The organism is Scrofimicrobium canadense, from assembly GCF_009696615.1.
Lineage (GTDB): Bacteria > Actinomycetota > Actinomycetes > Actinomycetales > Actinomycetaceae > Scrofimicrobium > Scrofimicrobium canadense.
The window spans coordinates 19,103-41,161 of record NZ_VULO01000017.1 but is presented as its reverse complement, the minus strand read 5'-3'; the positions used below and the strand labels follow the sequence as shown (position 1 = coordinate 41,161).

The following is a 22,059-nucleotide window of genomic DNA, read 5'->3' as shown; positions in this document are numbered from 1 at the left end:
CTATCGATAGCCCATAGAGGCTGTTTGGGAGAATACTGATTCGCGCTACCGACGTAGCTCATGACATTCCATCCTTGGCCTATCACTTTAGACGTTCCGAGTAGTCCATTCGATGTGCCGGGGTAGAGGTGAAGCGTTCCGTCGCCGCGTCGCATTACGACATCGGGGATACTGTCACCTGTCCAATCGCCAACTCCCACGATCATGGTTGTGTTACCCCACCCTTTTCCCATTGAGACCCTGGAATTGAAACCACCCTTACCATTTCCTGGGTAGGAGAAGAGTTCCCCGCCAATGACTGCATAGATTGCTGGACCACGTGAAGTTCGGACTAACGCCATTTGGGTAGCAACGTTCCACCCCTGTCCGATCTGTCGACTTGCTTTAAAATTCCCGTTTCCGTTGCCGGAATATAAATACAAGCCGCCAGTACTCTTGTTTCTAGCGACTAGGTCCATTTTTCCGTCGCCATCCCAGTCAATGCCGCCTTGTACCCAATCCCATCCTTTCCATCCCCATCCAACTGGTTGGCGACTGCCGAACCTCTCTCCAGATTGGCCTTTGAAAGAGCCTAAGTTGCCCTGAGAATCGATGATCATGAGATCGGGATAGTTGTCGCGATCGATATTGCCTGCGAATATGGGTTTGCTAGAGCTCCATCCCCATCCGATTTGCTTACGATCTTTCCACGTTACCGTGGGTGCTGGGGGTTGAGGTTTCGTAGGAGATGTACCCCCGGGAGAAGTACCGTTATTCCCAGGCGCGGTACCACCATTGAACCATTTCTTCATGTTCATGTAGAAGTTGCGGTTGCCATAGGAACCACAAGAAGCGGTTCCAGGATAAGCATCTAGTGCTGCTTTATTAGGAACGTAAGGAGTATAGGTGTATAGAGACGCGGTGGCGTAGTTACTTATTTTGACTGTCTGTGCTCCGCAGGACTTGTCGGGATTATAGGGAATCGAGACCGAAGCCCCGTTCTTCACGGCTTTCAAATACGGCCAAGAATCAGGCGTCAACTTATAGGAAGCTAACTTGTCTGCCCCGTAATAGACCTGTTTCATGAACCCCGCCTGGGCTGAATCGCAGCTTTGACCGGTAGGACAGCCTGAACCCATGGCTCGCGTCCACTGATCATCTGTGAGCGGCTGGGTAATAGCAGAGGACTCTTTTTGAATAGTCGATAAGATCACTTGCGGGTTCAATCCGCAGGCAGACGCGGTCTTAGCAATAATCGTCCATGGAGCCTGGTTACCACTCAAGTTGAGAGGCTTGCATGCTCCCCGCAAGGTCTTGAGATTAGCCGAGGGGAATTTTTTGTCTTTGAGGCAGTTCTTCCCCGACCCTGACTTACAAGAAGCACCTTCCTTTTCGATGAAAGTCTTGATTTGTGCTTCAGTCATTGCGCCAGCATTGTAAAAGACCGCGTCCGAAATAATGTTGCCAGCATTCCAGCCGGGTGTTGCACTAGGTGAGGGGGTTGGTGTCGGGGTCGACGGCTTCATGTAGTTGGCGATCTTTGTCCTCAATGCGGGAAGCTGATTATAGAACGCCTGTCCAGGGCACGCAGTGCCCCCGATGTCTCGGTGTCCCGACACGCGGGGAACCATACGACCTTTGAAATCATAGCCGTCAACTTTAATCTGACCTGTTGCTGTAGTGATTCCATGAACCCCCAGTTTCCATGCAACTGCTTTTGCCACAGCGTCTTGAGCGACTGCAGGTGGTGCGGCGTTGGAGAAATCACCTAGAACGGAGATGCCGAAGGTCTGGGAGTTTGCACCGTAGGCCTGAGCACCTTTGATAGCTTTCGTGAGACCACCTGTGCGGCCTTCCCACACGCCGCCAAATTTGTCGACGAGGAGGTTGTATCCGATATCTCCCCAGTCCAGTGTGACCGCATGGTAGTAGTAGATTCCCCTCAGAATGCCGGGAACGTCAGCTTTGCTGTAGTTGTTCCCTCCAGCGGTGTGGTGAATAACCGCGCCTTGGATGGTGATAGGAACTGGATTCCCCGAAAGATATGCAGGATTGGGGTTCCACGCCTTGCGCGTGTTGATAACGAGACCATTTTTTCCTGTGTCGAATTGAGTGCCTGCCGGGTTGAGGGCAGTCGTGAGCGCACTAGGTGCCGCTGTCGCTGCGAGCCACGCCGGATCACCTTCGACGGCACCATCGAGATCATCTAGCTGGTCAGTATTTGAGTCAGCACCTTCTTGTGAAGGCTCTGGAAGTGAGTCCTCGTCTGGGTCAGTGAGGCCTTCGAAGTCCTCTGTAGTTGTTTCATCTTCTGATTTGTCGACATCTTCTTCAGGAGTGGTTTCGTCGACAACCTCTGGTTCTGCGATTTCATCGTCTTCGGTAGTCTCAGTGTCTTCCGATGGTGGAAGGTTCTCCAAAGAGTTTGCTATTTCTTGATTGCCCTCTGGGTCAACAACTGTGACGGTAATGCTGTCAATTGGATTGCCATCTTCAGTGTTGGCGACTACTTCGACGGCACTCGAGTTTGCTGCAATGAATGGTTCGGTTCCAGTTGGCGGAGCGTCGCTGTCCTGTTCTTGTGCAAGTTCAAGTTCACTCCATTCCGACCACAAGCCGTTTTCAAGAGTTCGTAGAGAAACTTTTGCCGGTTGGGGGCCATCAGGATTCCAGGTGACACCAATAATAGCGATGGTCGAGACCAAATCAGCTCTTGCAATGTAGTCGGTCGTCTGTTCTTGGTCTCCCTCTGCAGAGTTCTCTACAGCTTCGGCTTGTTGCCGGTCGCCTTCAGTCTGGAGTACAGCCGAGCTTTCGGTATACGCAGGGTCCAGGGTGGTTTCGACCATGGGTATGTCTGAGGCGGTTACTGCCCCGGCAGCTTCTTCGTAGACATCATCGTCCGCTATTGCTGCGGGCATAGTTGCGGCAAAGATGCCGGTCAGCGCCAGTGTGCTGACTAACGCAAAAGATGCTGACTTTTTCACTGTATTCATGCCAGTTTGCTCCAAACAGGGGACAATCACTGCCACATTAGCATCAGTAGTCACATTCTGCACAGTTGTAACAGAATATTTGGTTATTTAGCGTTTGGTGCCATCTACGCTGCCATTTAGACTGAACACCGTGAAAGTAATGTCTGTGGTGGGTGCGCGCCCTCAGTTTGTAAAGCTGGCTCCGATATCGAGAGCTTTTAAAGAAGAAGGTATCGAGCACGTCATCGTGCATACCGGTCAACATTATGATCCTCTGATGTCTGATTCGTTCTTCTCTGAGTTGGCGATTCCGCGTCCTGACGTTCATTTGTCGGTCGGCTCGGGTCCGCATGGGCAACAAACAGGGCAAATGCTTATAGAACTTGAGAAAGTCACCCAAGATAACGCGCCTTCTTGGGTCTTAGTCTATGGAGACACGAATTCAACTTTGGCTGCTGCGCTCGCTGCAGCAAAACTGCAAGTCCCTATCGCTCACCTCGAAGCTGGTCTTCGATCCTTCAACAGGGCAATGCCTGAGGAACACAATCGTGTGCTGACTGACCATTCAGCTGATCTTCTTTTGGCACCAACCGATGTTGCGATGAAGCACTTGGCGGATGAAGGACTCAGCCGTAGGTCGGTTCTTGTTGGCGACGTCATGACCGATGTGCTATTCCACGTACGTGATCAAGTCAAGGACCGGGCGCTGCCCATAGCTGCGATGGGTGACCACCCTTATTACATAGCGACTATTCACAGGCCCCAGAACACTGACACTCCTGAACGGTTGGCTGCGTTAGTTGACTCTTTGGCTGCCTTGGATGATCCGGTATTCCTTTTAGCGCATCCTCGGTTGCAGTCGAAAGCCAAAGAATGGAATCTGTACCAGGACGTGGGTACCCTCCGGTGGTGCGATCCGTTGCCTTACCCTCAACTAGTGAGAGCTGCTATGGGTGCAAAAGCTGTTATTACAGATTCTGGAGGCCTTCAAAAGGAGGCTTTCCTCCTTCGAACCCCCTGCATCACTGTCCGGACCGAAACGGAGTGGGTAGAGACCGTGGAACTGGGCTGGAATGTGTTGGCTGCTCCTGGACACGACATTCAGACTGCTGTAAAGAATTTGAATCCAATGCCAACGCAGGCCACACCTTACGGAGAAGGTCAGGCAGCAACGCGAGTAGCTGAGGTCTTGCTCGAAAAAGAAGGAAGCCGCCAGTCGTGAGTCAGAAGAAGCGGCGCATCCTCATTGCGACTAGAGTACACCTGCCCGAGCCCACAGCAGCGTCTCAACGTTGGGCGGCAGTAGAAAAGGCGCTTGTTAAAGCCGGGTTTGAGGTCGAGGTACTTACATCGAAGTATCCCCATACGGATGGAGGAGATCGTGACAATGACATTGTTGTGAAGCGCTGGCCCACCCTTCGCGATAAAGACGGAAACTTACGAGGCTACTTTCCGTATCTCTCTTTTGATATACCGTTATTCTTTCGATTACTTGCAGCGAAGCGCGCTGATCTCATCATGGTTGAACCGCCGCCAACGACAGGCTTGGCCGCGCGCGCAGCTGCAACTATTCGACGCACTCCCTATATGTGGTACGCCGCTGACACTTGGTCTTCTGGTGCGAAATCGATGGGCGCCCCAGGACTCGTGGTGAAGCTCTTGGAAAAGGCTGAGTCCTTCGCTATTAGTGGTGCCAAGGGAGTAATCGCCGTAACTGAAGGAGTCGAAAGACAAGTCAGGAAAATGGGGGCCAAACAAGTATTTCTGGTTCCCAATGGTATCGATACAGATGTCTATCGTCCCGGAGGTAGTCAGGACTTGGGGCTTGAAGACCCCTATTTTATTTATGCGGGTACAGCATCTGAGTTCCAGGGAGCCACTATATTCCTGGATGCTTTTGAAAGACTTCTAGAAACCAGACCGCAAACGCAGCTTCTTTTCGTAGGGGGAGGCTCGGATTGGGCGGAGATACGTCGACGGGCCCAACAGATCAACGACCAATACTCTGATATGGCTCCCAGGGTGCTAGTGATGGATATGCTGCAGCCACGGGAGGTGGCTCCATTACTTTCGAGTGCCATAGCGGCGCTGGTGTCTATAGCTCCCTTGCACGCCACAGATACGCCGTATCCAACGAAAATCTTGGCGGCGTTAGCTTGCGGGACGCCAGTTATTTTTGCTGGTCCTGGGCAGGCATCCGATGACATCACAAACGAAAAGCTAGGTATTGCCACCCAATATGAAATGGGTGAAATTCTTGATGCAATGACAGAGTTGCTCCGTACAGGGGACGTGTATAGCCCCAATTTTTTACGAGCTTGGGTTATTGAAAACAGGTCGCTTTCGAGAACGGGCGATGGGGTTCTTGGTGCTGTCAGGGATGCTCTGAGAAGATGAAAGACATCCTTCTATAGTCAGGACTGCTGTGCGGATTTGTCAGCCTCCATGCTGCACACGCTTGGCGCCAACAACTCACTTGTGGTGAGTGTGTGTAAAAAGGGTCTAGGTATCATCTTTAGAGCTCTAAGAGGCCGGACATAGCCGAGAAAAGGTAGAGTTGAAGAATGCTAGCAGGTAAGCGGTTCCTCATCACTCAGCCAACGGTGGCATGGATCAACGGGTCAACGGTGGCGACTTTTGAACTGTCGAAGTATTTACAAGAATCTGGTGCTCAGGTCACGGTATTCACATGGGTTTTAGACAGTCCTGCCCGTGATCTTTTTGCTGATAGCGGTATCGATGTGCTAACACCGCGGATGCGCTCGGTTAGCGTAGAGGATTTTGATTACGTATGGGTACACAGCCAGGTCCTCCCACAAGAGGTTCTTGAAGAGCTGCCTGGTGCCAAAGAACTTCCTATGTTCATCTATCTGCATATGTCTTCACTAGCTGAGTGTGCCGACGAAAGACCATTTGTCTTCGGTATTGAGGAATCTATTGCCTCCCTTTCACTTTTCATCTCACAGCGGGTGAAGGACGCCCAAGCTCCGTATTTCTCGTCTGGTTACGCTGGGGGCTTCTACTGTAATCCTGCTCCAGATGCTTTTGCCCAAATAGAAGCTAGGGCTTCTGGAGAAGCGCCACAGCGAGCCCTGGTGGTCTCAAACCATCCGCCCATAGAGGTTGTCGATGCAATGAGGATTCTGGAAGATTCTGGGTGTCAGGTGGTGTTTTTTGGTGAGAGCGGCGATGAATACCGCTTGGTGACACCAGAGGTTATCTCCGAATACGATCTGGTAGTCACCATAGGTAAGACGGTGCAGTATTGTCTCGTGTCGGGGACGCCGGTGTATATCTATGACCATTTCGGAGGTCCCGGATACCTCAACGCTGACAACTATGAGGACGCGGCATACTCTCATTTTTCGGGCCGCGACAGTGAATCGCGGTCAGCTTCTGAACTATTTGAAGACATTATTGGTAGATACTGTGAGGCCGCGAAATATCAGCGCGAACGACTCACAGATTTTCGGACCATCTATACTATTTCCAGTGTTTTCCTTGACATACTGCAATCCCTGACCGAAAGAAGCCTTGAGCCTCCCGAAGCGAGAGTGCTTCATGCAGCATCATCCGCATTATTAGTCGCCCAGCAGCGCTTCCAGAGCCAGTATGAGGCGAACACCCTTGCGTCCGGATTGCGTAAAGAGTCGACTAGGCTAGCTGACGCTGAAGAACAGCTGCGTCAAGCATGGTCGGATAATGTTTTACTTCAAGGGCAAATTGAGAGCCTACAAGATGAATTAACCGCCATAACAGATTCTCGCAGGTGGAGATATGTGAGCAAAGTGGCACGAATAAGCGACTCTCTGCGGCAGCTATTGGGAAGAAGATAAACCCCACTGCAATTATTGTGCATCTTTACAGGCTGTGATTTCAATCAGCTGCGATTTGCCCGAAGCGGCTATCACAGTGCCTATTTTGGGGTCGTAAAGATCGTGGACTGGAGAAAAAGTTTTGGGGTCCCCATATGGGCCATTATGTTCCCCTCGATCATTACCCAGACTAAGAATAAAACGATAGTTGTGATCGTTGGCAATTTGGCAGACTTCAGGGTCGGTGAGCGCGTTGCTAAGGTTTTCAATGAAGTAGGTTGTGTCGTCGCCCTCGGATGTATTGAGGCTGGGGAAAGCGAAGATTCTATTGGTGTATGCCGGAGAGAATACTGATCCATCCCAAGGGTCGCCGATGAGTACTTCATCGGGGTCCACGATATCTTCTACTTCTTCAAGTAAATCGAAGTCATCGCGCGAGAGCATCGCATCGTTGCTTGAAAAACTGTGGTTGAGTGCGACCATTGTATAGCTTGCGCGTAGCAGTGGATTGAATTGTGCTGCTACGAGAATCGAGCAGGTTACTAGTAATCCCACGGAGGTGGCTGTAAGTGGGGGGTGCAGGTATTTGACGATTAGTTCAGTAATGGTAAATGCGCCTAGTGCGGCTAATGGAGCAGCAACTAACCCTACAAGTGCGACTATGCGGTCAGTATCTGAATACCATATTCCGATGAGGTACGGTCTCCAAGGTCCGTTCACTCCGAGCGCTACAACGAATAGTGCGATAACTGTGGCGTATGAAAAAGGAAGCCATCGAGCTGCTGGTAACTTGAAACAATACAGGCAACCGACAATACAAAGAGCTCCAAGTAAAAAGGGAATAGGGCCAACAGTGATTGACTGCCAATCTACATAAGGTGTTTGAACCCAGCCTGCGCGGCCGGATAGTGCCGCCCATAAGGCCTCTTTCTTTCCTCCAAGAGCGTCCCAATGAGGTTTCGTGCGAAGAGCAGCTATGGAACGAACCCGCATACTTGCTTGGTTCACTATTAGTAGGACAATTACAGTTGCTAACGACGCAGCGGCAGCCCATGTGCGGGGATACTTCGAGTTGGGTGTCTTTATGCGGTAAACCCACAGGCCGATGCCATAAATGAATAATGGAGCAGAGATGACGGCGAAAGCGAAAAGGGCGTTAGGGTGAGCGAGGGTTATCCCGGGAAGGGAGAGAACTAGTAACAAAGCAGGAAGGTATTTCTGTTTCCTAGGTTGGCTTAGTATCTGTGCTGACATTCCCAAAAGGTAGGGCACAAGCACAAAACCCAATAGATTCGGATACAGCACGTACCACAAGAAATGGGCGGGGAACTGCGGTAGTATCCCTGCCAAAGCTGCACCCGTAAATGCCGCCGTTGGCAGACCGGTCAATGTCCACAGAAAGAGTCCTATTCCAAGACTCCATATCAATGAAGCCACCACAACCATTGTTGCATTGGTCGCGGTCGGAATAGAGCTGCCGGATACCTGGGCGACGAGAGCAACCAAGTCGTGCCAGGCGCTTGGATAGAAACTGTTACCAGAAGTAGATCCCACTAGGTTCCGAGATAGTGACGACCCCTGCCCGGTGCTGAGTATGGACCAAGCTAAGTTCACATGATGTGGAACATCATATGTTTGTGAGACCAAGCTGGGGTGGCTCAATGCAGATATTGTTCTAGCTGCAACGGAGGCTGTCCCTAGCGCTGTTCCTATTGTCAACCAAAGAAAGGGAGTTTTCCATTTTTTGGTAGATCTTGGGCTTTTGTATCTACCTCTGAGAAGGAAACCGCCCAATGAAACAGATACCAGCAGAACCCCCACGGAAATTGCATTCCAACGGATCCCCAGTGTTTGAAAGACAACTGCTGAAACTGAAATGAAAGTAATTGAGAGCGGAATCCCCCACAGGACAATCGGGTAGCCTCTCACACCCCAGGTATAAGTGAGTAGAGGGCCGGTAGCAGCTAACACAACTATTACCGCAAGAAAAGCTGCTGCGAATGAAATCCAGGTCATAGAAAACTCCGGTCGGTGTCCAGTTCGATGATAGTGATGCCATAAGAGTGCTACCGGATGAAAGTATAGGAACTATCTGAATGGCGCGTCCCCGTGGGCGGCAGAGAGTCACTTACTCTGCGTGACACTTTTTTGTTTTGAGTACCGGCAGTTAATATTACTGTCATATGGATGCTATCAGCGAACCTACTGCACACGATCAAGGTGGGAGCTTGCCCTACCCCGAGACCGATAGTCGAAGCACCTGCACCTAAGCAAAAGAAGCGTTTCTTCAAATTCGCTGTGTGGGGAGTCGGCGGTTTGTTGCTCCTACTAGGTTTGTTGCTTTTCACTGCGTCATCGTGGATTGAAAGCCGCTTTGGTGCGATTTCAGTACGTCAAATGCTGACATTCGTACCCGGGAATGCTGATGTAGCCGAAATCCCCAAGGGATATGTGAGGTCGTTTGCTTTCCGTGTGATTTTGGCATCAGTAGGGCTCACTGGATGCGTTACGTTTGTCACTCTTCTTGTTCGGCGGCTTTCCAGAAGAAAAAATGCCGTCAAATTAGAAAGGACAGCAGGAATAGCCTATGGTGTCATTTCTATGTCGATATTGGTAGTCGGATGTTGGCAGATGGCTTCGACTGTGAATCTTCAAGGGTATCTACGAACTCTGAACGGTGAGTACTCTATGGCTGACTATTATGTGAAGCCGGAGGTTGCGCAGCTTCCTTCGGGAGATTTGAATCTGGTCGTCATCTACCTGGAATCTATGGACGATGCTTTTGGGAATAAGGATCTCATCGGTGAAGATGCACTCACTACGCTAAAAGAAGCAACCGACGGGTGGGAGACAATAGAAAGACTCAGTCATTACCCCAGTGGGGGATGGACAATGCCAGGGATTGTCAGTACTCAATGTGGACTTCCGAAGCGCCCTCCCGAGTCTGAAACAACGTTCTTTGGCAATGCGGTATGTCTGGGCGACATCCTCTCAAACGCCGGATATACAAATGTCTGGATGGGAGGTGCTGACGCAGAGTTTGAAGACAAAGGCTTGTTTCTCAAATCCCACGGGTACGACGAAGTGCTGATGAAAGACTACTGGGCGCAACTAGGTGAGGACGTCGAGACTAGAGATTTCTGGGGTCTTTCTGATCAAAGGTTGTTTGAGCGTGCAAAAGAAAAGATTGTGGATTTACGTGAATCCGGTCGGCCATTTAACCTCGAACTATTGACGCTTGATAACCATGATCCTATATATCAGTGGGAATACTGTCCTACGACATCAGAAGACTTGACTATTTCAACCGTTCGGTGTCAATCCGATATCGTTGCCGATTTCTTAGATTTCATGAAAAATAACGGTTTCATGGAAGATACTGTAGTGGTTATCATGGCTGATCATTCGATGCATGCTCAGTTTCACCCAGTCTCGCAGTACACCCTAAAAATGGACAACGACGATCAGAGAAACATCCCTTTATTCAACCGCATATACAGTCCCAATCCGATCGAAATAGTACGAGAAAAAGACAACCAACTCCATATGTATCCAACGCTCCTAGAATTGGTAGGTGCCACTGTCAAAGATGGAAGGGCTGGATTAGGGGTATCGTTACTGAACTCTGATTCATCTACCAATAGTGCGCATACGATAGTTGGGAAAGACGTCGACGAGATTGGCCTCATACTTGAAGGCCCGTTGCCTCCGGAAGTCTTGAGTTCGCCGTAATGGGTGTGCAAGCGTTTAGCCATCAAGGTTAGAGAGTTGCGCTTAGCTGATTAGTTGACTATCGATACCTTTGATGTTGTTTAGTGTTGGGAACAACTCCAGCGATGTTAGCATTGCGTGAGTTACCCGCTTGAAAGGAGCTCCTGTGCCAAAGATCTCGGTGCTGGTCCCGATCTATAACGTCGAACGCTTCCTCCACGAGTGCCTCGACTCAGTAGTCCAACAAACGTTGAAAGACATCGAAATCATCTGCATAAATGATGGGTCAACGGACTCCTCATTGAGTATCATTAACGAGTATGCGGCTTTCGATTCCCGCATTGTAGTCATAGATAAGCCGAACTCCGGTTATGGCGACTCAATGAATCGGGGACTTGCGGCAGCAACGGGTGAGTATATCGGGATAGTCGAATCAGACGACTGGGCTGAACCCGACATGTTCGAAAAGCTTTATACTTTGGCAACCAAAAATGCTGCGGACGTCGCAAAGAGCAACTTTTATTCTCACTACACAGATCCTAAAAAACGCAGACTTACCAATAAAATTGTCCGACTAGTACACCCTGAACAGGTCGGCCGGTTAATTGACGTGGCGGCTGAACCGCATATTCTTTTCGAACGCCCGGCAATCTGGTCGGGTATCTACCGCAGAGACTTCTTAGAAGCGAACGATATTAAGTTCCTACCGACTCCAGGAGCGTCCTATCAAGACACTGGATTCGGATTTAAAGTGTGGGCCACTGCGCGCCGCGTGATTTTTACCGATGACGCATATCTTCACTATCGGATGGACAATGAAGCTTCTTCGGTAACAAGTCCAGGAAAAGCCATGTGTGTCTCAGATGAGTATTCTTCGATTGAGACATACCTGCGTGAACATTCCTTGTTTGAAAAATTCAAACCGTTTTTCTACATTGCTAAATGGGGTGCCTACGATTGGAATATTGAGCGCCTTGCGGCAGATGTTGCGGGCCCCTTCATTGAGCAGGCATCGCTGGAGTTTAGGAATGCATGGGAGTCGGGAAGTCTTGACCTAGGTATTGCAGATGCAAACCAACGGCGAGGAATTTTTGAACTTATCGAAACCCCAGACATGGTGAAGCAGCGCCGCGCTGCCCAAGACCGAGCAAAAGCTACGGTGATTGTGCCGGTCCATAACTCCGAAAAGTATATTGCTCAATGTGTGGACTCCATTTTGGAGCAGACAGTCCCCGAAGTCGACCTCATCGTTGTCGATGACGGCTCGGTTGACGGATCCGTTGAGATACTTGAAGAGCATTTCCGTACCGAACCACGGTTACGGTTATTCACCCAGGAGAATCGTGGTCAGGGTGCGGCGCGCAATATCGGACTGGAAAGAGCCTGCGCGGACGTCATCATGTTTTCAGATTCCGATGACTTTTTTGAGCCTGACGCAGTGGAACGTCTCGTTGAGGCGTTAGAGGACAACGGGGTTGACCTCACTGTGGGATCAATTCGTCCCGCCTACGAAAAAGGCAGCCGTACTGCGGCTGGACGCGCAATCGATGAGAGCTATTACCGAGTTCGCATGTCAGGCACTTTTGAAATGACCAGCGACCTTCTGGAGAAGACAGACGCATCGGTATGCAATAAAGCATTTCGACGTGAGTTGGTCGAAAACTTGGGGCTACGCTTTCCAGACGATCTGCGGTATGAGGACGCATATTTTGTCTCAGCCTACGGCATTAATACTCAAAAGGCTGTATATCTGAATCCTGAAGAACACGTGTATAACTATCGACGCCATGTCGGTAGCACCATGAACTTGACCTTCACCGGTGCAGCCCGTGGTGAGGACCATATGGACATCGCATTTCGCCTGCTTGAATGGCTCGACACAGGTGAGCTCAAAGAAAGGTTTGGGCAGTACTATCTATGGTTCTTGCGGACATCAATGCATTTTGCAGCTGCCAATTCTCCGTGGTATACCCATCGTGAGCTATGGAGACGCGCTGGAGAGTTCATTGCGTGGAATTGGAAGGAACTGTCTGAGCTAGACTCTTCTGGGTTAGAGAGACTTATTGCCTCCATGCCAGCCGAAAATGCTCGTGAGGTTCGCCGCGTGCGTACACTGCCAGGCAAAATAATGCGTAAAGTGCGGCACCGGGCCAAAGATGCTATGTGGAGGTTTATTCCTTCCTATCGTGCAGCTTCAACGGTAATGCGGCGCATTGACGAACTGTCATGGAAAATTGATGTTTTAGCAAACAGGATTGATAACGATAAATAGTCAGTTTTTCACCCGCTTGGGAGAATTGTCGCAGTAGCCTAGAGTCTGGCAAGATCGAGTGGACGCAAATTTGCGCCCACTCAAGGAACGGAACGTGATATGCGCATTGCAGTAGTAGCTATGGGAAAGATCGGACTGCCGCTGGCAGTCCAGTTCGCTGATGCTGGCCACGAAGTTGTCGGCGTGGATGTGAATCAAGAAACAGTTAACTTGATAAATAAAGCGATCGAACCATTCCCTGGTGAGGCGTATCTCCAAGAAAAACTCTCCAAACTGGTACCTGCTGGAAGGCTTCGTGCCACCACAGATTACTCTGAGGCAATCCCTGATGCAGATGCCGTCGTCCTTGTAGTCCCACTCTTCGTCAATGACGAAACGTGGGAACCGGATTTTGCGTGGATGGATGCGGCGACAGAGTCTTTGGCTGAGCATCTCACCCCCAATACTCTGGTCTCATATGAGACCACACTGCCAGTTGGCACTACCCGTGGGCGGTGGAAGCCGATGCTGGAAGAAATCTCAGGCCTCGAAGAGGGCAAAGACTTCCACCTGGTGTTCTCGCCCGAACGGGTACTCACTGGAAGAGTCTTTGCTGACCTCAGAAAGTATCCAAAACTGGTCGGAGGGCTCTCTCAGGCTGGTACTGAAGCAGGCATTGCCTTCTACAAGGATGTGCTGCAATTTGATGACCGTCCAGACCTCCCTCGTCCCAACGGGGTATGGGACATGGGTAGTGCCGAGGCTGCAGAAATGGCAAAGCTAGCCGAAACTACGTATAGGGATGTGAATATTGGTTTAGCCAACCAGTTTGCCGTATATGCAGACAAGATCGGCATCGACGTCAACAAGGTGATTGATGCTTGCAATTCACAGCCGTATAGCCACATTCACAGGCCCGGTATCGCGGTAGGTGGGCACTGCATCCCCGTTTATCCTCGACTCTATTTGTCGACTGATCCTGATGCCACAGTGGTTCGCACGGCTCGTACATTTAATGCGGGAATGCCAGGCTACGTAGTGAATCGCGTGAAAGACACCTTGGGTTCTCTGCAGGGGGCAACCGTGGCGGTACTTGGCGCATCATACCGAGGCGGCGTTAAAGAGACCGCATTCTCAGGAGTGTTTGCCACGGTTGATGAGCTGAAACAAGCCGGAGCAAACGTACTAGTGCACGACCCCATGTATTCGGACCAAGAGATAGAGTCGTTCGGATGGAATCCGTACCACCTAGGTGATGCTGTAGATGCCGTTATCGTCCAAGCTGACCACAAAGAATACTCAAAAGTACAGCCGACTGACTTCCCGGGTGTGAAGCTCCTATTTGACGGTCGGCGCGTCACCGATCCAGTTCTATGGGCGGGTACTCCACGCATGGTGATCGGCGAGTAGCCTCACCAGGTCGGATAATAATGGTTGAGCTATTCCAGGTGTGGCTACACGCGATCATTCCGTTTTTGGTCGCAGCGTGTATTTTAACCGCACCTGGATTGGCCGTTTCATGGGCCTGGGGGGCTCGCGGTTTTGGCCTGGCTGTTGCGATATTCCCGATATCCGCATTCCTCATGGGTTCCGGCGCAATCGCGGCAGAATTTGTTCACCTGCCCTGGAGTGTGTGGGCGCTTATTGTGTGGTCTGGAATATGGTTTGTTTCCGGATGGGGGATCCGGCGTCTGCTGCCTCACTCATTTAGCGTTACCGAACACGGTGGGCATGTAAAGGTGCCGGTTAAGACTATTGCTATTGGTGTTACCCTCAGTGCGATTGTTACCATCGGTGCCAGCGCTTATGCAATGAAGTCGCCTTTTCGACCCGCCCAAACCTGGGATGCTGTATTCCACCTGAATGCGGTCCGGCATATTGTCGACACGGGGTTGGGATCTACTCTCACTCTTGGTGCCGCTGCCAACAGTGATGGGTCCCCTGCGTTCTACCCGGCTGGTTGGCATGACTTCGTAGCACTTGTTGCAAGTGTGTGTGGTGATGTCGTAGTTGCAACGAACGTTGTAGCCATCCTCATTATGGCGATCGTTTGGCCCCTGGGAGCCGCGCTGCTTACCTATGCGATTGCACCTTCACTCCGCTTTGCGCCACTGGCGGCGGCGTTGCTTGCGGGAGCGTCCATAGCCTTCCCAGAACGGGTTGCCTCTTACGGAACGCTGTGGCCTCTGCTCTACGCATACGCATTAGTTCCATTAGTTCTCGCGCAACTCATATGGCTACTGAAAGGAAAGAATCTCTCCCTTGACGGGGGCGGCCTAGTATTGGCGTTGTTATCTGTTGCAGGGGTGGCAATCGGACACCCTCAAGGCCTGCTGGTGCTGGTAATGCTGGGCATTTGGAGGATTCTCTACCTGGTTATTGTCGTGATGGTAGGCCAGGTGCGCGCAACAGTGGGTGCCCAGATCGCACTATGGGGAGTGCTTTTGGGAACTGTCGGCGGAGTAGGCGCTCTATGGTTTAGTGATCTAGGGCGAAGTGTTGCATCATGGACATGGCGTCCGCCAACCGCATATTTACCAGGGGAGATTTGGGGAGTCCTTTCTGATTCCCAACTGGGCACTCAAGGATATGGCAACAGTAATCCAAACTATGTGTTGTTCATTGGATTGTGTGTAGGCCTCATTTTCTGCGCGACTAAGACTTCACGCATATGGATGATTCCAGCTTGGGGCAGTGTCACATATCTTTACTTGGCGGTATCGACGGGAGCCTTGCCAGGAACCGCAATAGGTGCGCTTTGGTATTCAGATCCTGTACGAATTGGGGCCGCGGTACCTCTTATTGCGGTTCCTTTAGCTGCACTTGGTTGGGGGGAGTTAGCCGCAAAGGCTTTCGTGTCGTTGGAAAAATCTAAACGTATGAGTTCTACCTGGCTGCCACCCGTGACGGTCGGCGTACTTATCTTCATAATTGTCTGTGGAACTGCTGGCTTATCAATCCGTAATGCAAGTTCTCAGCTAGATATCAACTATCGCTATTCGGGAAAAACTGGCCTCAATGCGCTGGTCAGCGATGAGGAGCTAGATATGCTGCGGCGCTTGTCGAACGAGCTGCCTGATGATGCAGTTATTCTGGGCACACCCCATAGCGGGGCTGCATTAGCGTATGCCGTTGGAGACATTTCGGTTGTATTTCCTCATTTCCAAGGAAGCCGCAGCGACGATACCAATCTTCTTGCAAATGACTTCGACATGCTTGGTTCTGATCCTCGTGTGTGCGACGCGCTAGTTCGAAACGGCATCGACTATGTGTATTCTGATCCGATTCGTTACGAATTAAACCCTGATAATGCGATGGCGTATTCTGGTCTCAACGATATTGATAGTATCGATGGGCTCACGCCGATTGACCACGGTGGGACAGCTACGCTTTATGAAATTACGGCATGTCGATAGAGAAAACCGCAATATGAGGACAGATTAGGTGAGTATGCGTCTGTACAAGATAGCTTCGAACGTTCCCCACTGGTGGGAAGAGTTAGACGCTAGAGAAAGAAAGCTCGCTGAAGCTGCAATCAGCTACCATAGCCTACTTAATCCGGGGCAGACAATAACTTATGCCTTCTATATGGGCAGTTCAGAACAATTCCCAGTGTTGACCAGTACCGAGACCTTCACTGAAGATTACTGCGCAGATGCTGAGAACCTGGGACAGGTGACTGCGCGCTCACTAGTGGAAGCAAGGAAGCCTACAGAGTCCCTAGATAAAACATTGCGGCCTTTGGAGGATTCCAATCATAGGTACATTCGGCTAACCCCGACTGTAACGAACGATTCTGTGCAACGGCAGCGGCCAGAAAAGCGACTGATACACCGCGTCTATGACTTTCTAGAAGACAAGACACCGCAATTTCTGGATGAAGCAAGGGTTGCTGGATGGGCACTCAAGGAGTCCCGCGCGAAACAATACGTCGAACGCTATGGAATGGCTGACGTCATCGAAGCGCTAGTTGAAAAGGAGGGAGCGGAAACCTGGAAGCCGGTTCCTCCTCGTTCCCACAACGGTCCTAGAGCGGCTCTATTCGGTCTCCATTGGCTCCAATCGGGCGGAGCTGAACGATGGGCGATCGAGGCAATACAAATCGCACGCGAAGCTGGATTACTGCCTATAGTAATTACTGATCAGCAATCCCATCACAACTGGATCACCCGCCCAGAGCTTGACGGATGTATTCTTTTGCCTCTCGATTTCCCTCTGCAGGTGGATCCGGGAGGCGAGCCTCTATTAGCGGTTTTGTCGCAGGTATTCAACATCTCTTCTGTCTTTGTGCACCATTGTGGTTGGCTATATGAGAGGTTGCCATGGATACGTCAGCATATTCCTGGCGTGTACATTTCCGATTCGCTACACATCGTTGAATATGCGAAGGGGGGCTATCCTGGCACCGGAGCCCTCTTTGATGACTATATTGACGAACACCACGTTATCTCACCTCAACTGGTTGACTGGCTTATTGAATATCGTGAAATCAATCCTTCTAAGATCACCTTGGCTCCTTTGATTGGGCTGACTACCGATACGGAGCTTGGCTACCGAGAACGGCCCGACGATAGAGAATTTACGATTGCCTTCATCGGCCGACTGGCCCGTCAAAAACGGCCTGATGTATTCCTGTCTCTGGCGGCTGCACTGTATCGTAGGTATCCCAATATTCGCTTCATCTTGCAGGGTGACGGTGAACTGGAATCAATGGTTGATAAGCGCACCGCAACACTTGGTTTGGGCAGGGTCATTGAGAGACGCCATGAAGATGTGCCAGTCTCTCAGACTTTGGCTGATTCCGATTTGCTGCTACTTACTTCAGGGAACGAGGGACTTACACTCACTACTCTTGAAGCTGTTGCGGCAGGAGTGCCAGTTATCTCCGCAGATGTTGGTTCCCAGCGGACCCTCATACCGAAACAGGCCCTATTGCCACGGCGGGGACGAGCCATGGTACGAAAAGCAGTGCCGTTGGTAGGGGCGCTCATGGCAGATGATAGAAAACGCCGTAGGCTATGGGAAGCTGAAGTGCATGCGGTCGAAGAGTTTTCTGCTTTGCAGAGTGCAGCCGACTGGATGCGCACGACGGTGAAGCGAATCAAAGAGACAGGGAGTGATCACCATGGCTGAGACGATCGCGGCGGTCGTCGTAACATACAACCGCCTAGAAAAACTCAAGAAGGTTCTGGACACTCTTGTCGACCAGACTCGCAAGCCTGATCAGATTATCGTGGTGGACAATGCTTCTAACGATGGAACTGCAGAGTTTCTAGAGTCATATGAGTGTTCCATCCCATTTCTAGTACTGTCACCGTCAGTTAACACTGGGGGTGCCGGGGGCTTCTTCCTCGGAATGAAAGCGGGCTACGAAAGCGGTGCGGACTATCTGTGGATCATGGATGATGACGCATATGCGAAGCCAGACGCATTAGGAAACTTGGAACGTGGATTTGTACAGTCCAACGAAGAGCTGGGCGGTCAGGTTCCTTTCGCATGTTCTGTAGTTGAGTATATTGACGGCAACATATGTGAGATGAACAATCCAGTTCCCACCTGGGACTGGGGTAGGCTCCTGGTCAAGGGAATAAACGCAGTAATGGTTTCCCGTTGCTCATTTGTTTCAGTCCTCATTCCACGCAGTACAGTGAAGGAATTTGGCTACCCGTATAAGGAGTACTTCATCTGGTTTGACGACGCTGAATATACGTCACGTATTACCCGCGACTGTCCTGGGGTGCAGGTTATGGATTCTGCCATGATCCATGACATGGGAGACAACAAAGGTGTTAACTTCACCATGATTGATGAGAAAAACGCGTGGAAGTTCGCATATGGCATCAGAAACGAAGCTTCAGCCACCATTAACAGCAAAGGTGTTGCATCGTATCTGCTGTTTATAGCCAATATGCAGCGACAAATGCGCCGTGGGCGAGTACCCATAATGCTTCGGGCACGGATGACTAAAAGGGTACTGGAAGGTGCATTCTTTAACCCTCCGTTGATAAAACCAAAACAATAATGCCGCCGCACGGTAGTGCCGTTAACTTCACGTTGTCTGATGGTTAATATTCGCGTAACCTTACGGAAGCGCAAAATGAACAGTTGACTACCAGATACGAGGTAACTATCCATGATTTCGGAGGGCCGAAGCAAACCTCATAAGCACAGTTTTCGAGGTGTTGCTCGCGTTTTCGGATACAGCATAATAATTCTGGCAGTTGCTGTTGGAGCCGTGATGATCGGTTCCGCATTCCAGGTAATTCACCAGTTTGGTGCGATTTCATTCCCGCAGATGTTGATGAATCTTCCCGGATTTGGTGGAGGAGAAGCCGAAGTTGCCCCCGGGTTAGTCGAAGAGTTCATTACACGTGGTGTCATCATTCCTCTAATCGTTGTGGCAATCCTCTGTTTGGTTGCGGGATTTTCCTTAGTTCGAGGGGCCAAACGAGGTGCAAAACGCGGACCTATTATGACGGTTGCTGCGTTGACGGCAGTAGTCAGCCTCGGGGCCGGATACCTGACTTTGGATCGGTCCATTGGGTTCAGCGCTTTTTTCTTTGGAGACCCACAAGCTGAATCATTAGCTGACTATTATGCGGAGCCTAAGCTTGATCAACCGATACCTGGCGACAAAAACCTTATTCTTATTTATTTAGAATCTATGGATGATGCGTTCGGTGATGAAACTCTAGTAGGGACTAATGCTCTTGAGTCCTTGCAAGATGCCACTGATGGGTGGGGTCAGATTGGTCGATACACCCAGAATCCGGCGTTGGGTGGATGGACAATGGCAGGAATCGTGGCAACACAATGCGGTATCCCTATTCGTCCGCCGGAAGGTGTAGCCCTTAGTAACGATGAGTCAGACGATTTGCCAGAGTTCCTTCCCGGAGCAAAATGCCTGGGCGACTATTTGGATGAGGCAGGGTATAGGCAGGTTTTCCTCTCTGGAGCAGACCAGGCATTTGCTGGAAAAGGATCTTTTTTGCGTACCCATGGATTCGATGAAGTAAAGGACCGGAACTACTGGAGGGAACAGGGAGAGACAGAGTTTTCCGCATGGGGGCTTTCCGATAGGCGACTATTCGCGCGGGCTAGAGAAGAAGCCTTGGCATTGCGTGCCAGCGGTGAGCCTTTTGTCCTGTCTATGCTCACTGTTGATAACCATGCTCCAGTCTACGAGGCAGAATACTGTCCCCGCACTGGGATAGATCCTTTCCTTGACGCAGTTGGTTGCCAGTCGGATCTCGCTGCGGACTACATTAAATTCCTCAATGAGAACGGTTTCATGAATGACTCAGTCGTTGTTGTTATTGGGGACCACCAGGTATTACCGTCTTATGATGTAGCGCAATACCGCGAGCAGCTCCCTGACAACCAGGCAGATATTGTTCCTGTATTCAATCGTTTCTGGAGCCCTCAAGGTTCCGTCGCGTTTGCGCGGGATAGTGCACACCAAATAGACATGTTCCCAACCTTCCTTGAACTCTTGGGTGCAGAAATAGCTGATGGCCGCGGTGGGGTAGGCGTGTCTCTTTTCGTCCCTGACGGCGACGCCCGCACAATCGGAACCGTCTTACCTATGAGTGATGCACAACTTGCCGAACTGCTGGGATCTCCTTCTCCAGGATTCTATGAGCGCATGTGGGGTCTTGAAGAGAAAGCTGCTGCTTCAGTAGATGGCGATAGCTAATCGCTGGGTGTGGTCCAGATTTCTTCAACCCATTCGTGAGATTCTGAATCCAGTACGTCTCGCTGTTCTTCCCAAGAAAGCGGAAGCAGTGTCTTTTGGCGACGCACTGCCTCTTCTGGAGTGAAGAAAGATACTCCAAGTCCCGCGCGACCATCTTGTAGCTTCCCACCTAACATTTCATAAAGAGTAGGGAAAAGATCCAATTGGGAACCTTGGTCGCGAGCAAAAGCTAGCTCACCACTGGGACTGTAAAACCTATTGAAGAGCGGGACCGAGTCGGGGTCGATATCTAGCGTGGAGCGGTAGCTTGCGATGGGATAGGCCTGAAGAATCCTATGGTCCGCAACCATTGCAACGACAGTGTTCTCTAGAAGCCCCTCATTCTTCATGAAGGTCAGCATTTCAGCCAACATGTCTGACTGACACTTAATGGCAGAAAGAGTTTCGTCAGAGTAAGTATCAGGACAATAGGGAAAATGCGGGGCTGGGCGATGATTGTCTAAAGTAGCAAAAGACAACATGAACGGCTGCGAATTATCACGCAGGGATAGCAGTTCTTCCTCAACGTAGTGAAAGAGACGCTGGTCCGACAATCCCCAGCCTGTAATTTGGGTCTCTCCGCGTTGTTCCCAATCGCGCAATTCGAGTATCTTGTCGAAACCGTGGCTCTGAAGGAAATTGCGTGAATTAGCGAATGCCAAATCACCGCCGGACATAAACACCTGGGTGTATCCGGCATCTGCAAGTAGGTCTGAAAGGCACGTCACTCCTGGCATGTAGGCGCCGTCACCGGCGGCAATATCCCAGTCGTTTTCCGCCGATTCTTCACCTGCAGCTCGGATTGGCACACCACACAGGGAAGAAACCATGCCAGCTTGGCTCCAACCGCCACCAGCATATTGAGTGAAATTGTCTATGCGGGCCCAGTCTGTGGTGGCGTTCTGTAATGCTTCGAGTGCATTTCCTTCAACAATGGTTTCATCACCGAAAGCGTCATCCATTGATTCCAAGAATATGAGGACAAGGTTTTTGTCCCCTGCCACTGCTTGGAGTATTTCGGGTTGGACATAGTAATCGGCAATATCCGCGTCCATCGGTTGATGGAAAAGCCACTTGCGGATACTTAACGACTGGTCAATGAATATGACACCGGTTGCTGCCACGACAACGCAGGCAACAGTGAGTTGCGCGCTCACAAACCGATACCAGAACTGCTTTCCATTTTTCTTTAAAGAAGCGGCAACGAAAAGCAGGGTGATTGCAATGCCGAATGCTGCCACGGTCGGTGCAATGACCAGTTTCGCTATCGACCAATAGAATGAAGCTGGAACGCCTTCACCACCACCCGAGAGATTGTCGAGTGCCTGCGGGACTGTGATGGGTCCAAACTCGCCCCATATCCATTCGGAAGCGCCTATTAAGAGAGCGCCGAGTGTAGTGCCAGCTACAACCGCTATGTTGAAGAGAAAGCGTGGAAGGCGACTGCTCTGTTGCTTCTTATGCGCTGGAGTATATCGGCGGGGACGCTTACTACTGGCTAGGCGCGATTGGGCAGCCAAATCGGAGGACAATCCAGAGGACATGGTGTTGAGATTACTCGTGACTCAATCCGCTATCAAACAACCCTGCAGA

13 protein-coding genes are annotated in these 22,059 nt (G+C 50.7%); 10 read left to right on the top strand and 3 right to left on the bottom strand.

Annotation, left to right across the window (positions count from 1 at the left end):
• Nucleotides 1-3,029: N-acetylmuramoyl-L-alanine amidase (locus tag FYJ24_RS11865; RefSeq protein ID WP_206192703.1), on the bottom strand; the 3,029-nt coding region annotated here is incomplete at its 3' end.
• Nucleotides 3,030-3,105: 76 nt separating this feature from the next.
• On the opposite strand from FYJ24_RS11865, the gene wecB reads away from it, so the two are divergent.
• The 3 genes from wecB (at nucleotide 3,106) to FYJ24_RS11850 (ending at nucleotide 6,790) form a co-directional block, all read left to right on the top strand.
• Complete coding sequence (gene wecB / locus FYJ24_RS11860) at nucleotides 3,106-4,176, top strand: non-hydrolyzing UDP-N-acetylglucosamine 2-epimerase (RefSeq protein WP_318656698.1); 1,071 nt, start codon at nucleotides 3,106-3,108, stop codon at nucleotides 4,174-4,176.
• Nucleotides 4,173-5,351 (top strand): glycosyltransferase family 4 protein, encoded by a 1,179-nt coding sequence (locus FYJ24_RS11855; protein WP_154546660.1) that lies wholly within the window; start codon nucleotides 4,173-4,175, stop codon nucleotides 5,349-5,351. The genes wecB and FYJ24_RS11855 overlap by 4 nt, the downstream gene beginning before the upstream one ends.
• Before the next feature lie 167 nt (nucleotides 5,352-5,518).
• Complete coding sequence (locus tag FYJ24_RS11850; protein ID WP_154546659.1) at nucleotides 5,519-6,790, top strand: glycosyltransferase family protein; 1,272 nt, start codon at nucleotides 5,519-5,521, stop codon at nucleotides 6,788-6,790.
• 12 nt (nucleotides 6,791-6,802) lie between these two features.
• Here FYJ24_RS11850 and FYJ24_RS11845 read toward each other — a convergent pair whose 3' ends face one another.
• Nucleotides 6,803-8,785, bottom strand: coding sequence for a DUF6541 family protein (locus FYJ24_RS11845; RefSeq protein ID WP_154546658.1), 1,983 nt, complete (start codon nucleotides 8,783-8,785; stop codon nucleotides 6,803-6,805).
• Nucleotides 8,786-8,956: 171 nt separating this feature from the next.
• Here FYJ24_RS11845 and FYJ24_RS11840 point away from each other — a divergent pair, with 171 nt between their 5' ends.
• From FYJ24_RS11840 to FYJ24_RS11810, 7 genes are all read left to right on the top strand, one after another.
• Complete coding sequence (locus FYJ24_RS11840) at nucleotides 8,957-10,501, top strand: LTA synthase family protein (RefSeq protein WP_154546657.1); 1,545 nt, start codon at nucleotides 8,957-8,959, stop codon at nucleotides 10,499-10,501.
• 145 nt (nucleotides 10,502-10,646) lie between these two features.
• The gene (locus FYJ24_RS11835; RefSeq protein ID WP_206192702.1) at nucleotides 10,647-12,752 is read left to right on the top strand and encodes a glycosyltransferase; all 2,106 of its coding nucleotides are present in this window, start codon (nucleotides 10,647-10,649) and stop codon (nucleotides 12,750-12,752) included.
• Nucleotides 12,753-12,851: 99 nt separating this feature from the next.
• Nucleotides 12,852-14,141 carry a nucleotide sugar dehydrogenase gene (locus tag FYJ24_RS11830; protein ID WP_154546655.1) on the top strand — a complete coding sequence of 430 codons (1,290 nt, stop codon included), beginning with the start codon at nucleotides 12,852-12,854 and terminating at the stop codon, nucleotides 14,139-14,141.
• A gap of 20 nt (nucleotides 14,142-14,161) precedes the next feature.
• The gene (locus FYJ24_RS11825; protein ID WP_154546654.1) at nucleotides 14,162-16,147 is read left to right on the top strand and encodes a DUF6541 family protein; all 1,986 of its coding nucleotides are present in this window, start codon (nucleotides 14,162-14,164) and stop codon (nucleotides 16,145-16,147) included.
• A gap of 34 nt (nucleotides 16,148-16,181) precedes the next feature.
• The gene (locus FYJ24_RS11820; RefSeq protein ID WP_225872161.1) at nucleotides 16,182-17,864 is read left to right on the top strand and encodes a glycosyltransferase; all 1,683 of its coding nucleotides are present in this window, start codon (nucleotides 16,182-16,184) and stop codon (nucleotides 17,862-17,864) included.
• The gene (locus tag FYJ24_RS11815; RefSeq protein ID WP_154546652.1) at nucleotides 17,857-18,753 is read left to right on the top strand and encodes a glycosyltransferase family 2 protein; all 897 of its coding nucleotides are present in this window, start codon (nucleotides 17,857-17,859) and stop codon (nucleotides 18,751-18,753) included. Before FYJ24_RS11820 ends, FYJ24_RS11815 begins: the two co-directional genes overlap by 8 nt.
• 111 nt (nucleotides 18,754-18,864) lie before the next feature.
• Nucleotides 18,865-20,427, top strand: coding sequence for a sulfatase-like hydrolase/transferase (locus tag FYJ24_RS11810; RefSeq protein WP_154546651.1), 1,563 nt, complete (start codon nucleotides 18,865-18,867; stop codon nucleotides 20,425-20,427).
• Here the strand turns inward: FYJ24_RS11810 and FYJ24_RS11805 are convergent.
• The gene (locus tag FYJ24_RS11805) at nucleotides 20,424-22,010 is read right to left on the bottom strand and encodes an LTA synthase family protein (protein ID WP_154546650.1); all 1,587 of its coding nucleotides are present in this window, start codon (nucleotides 22,008-22,010) and stop codon (nucleotides 20,424-20,426) included. The genes FYJ24_RS11810 and FYJ24_RS11805 overlap by 4 nt on opposite strands.
• Nucleotides 22,011-22,059: the final 49 nt, after the last annotated feature.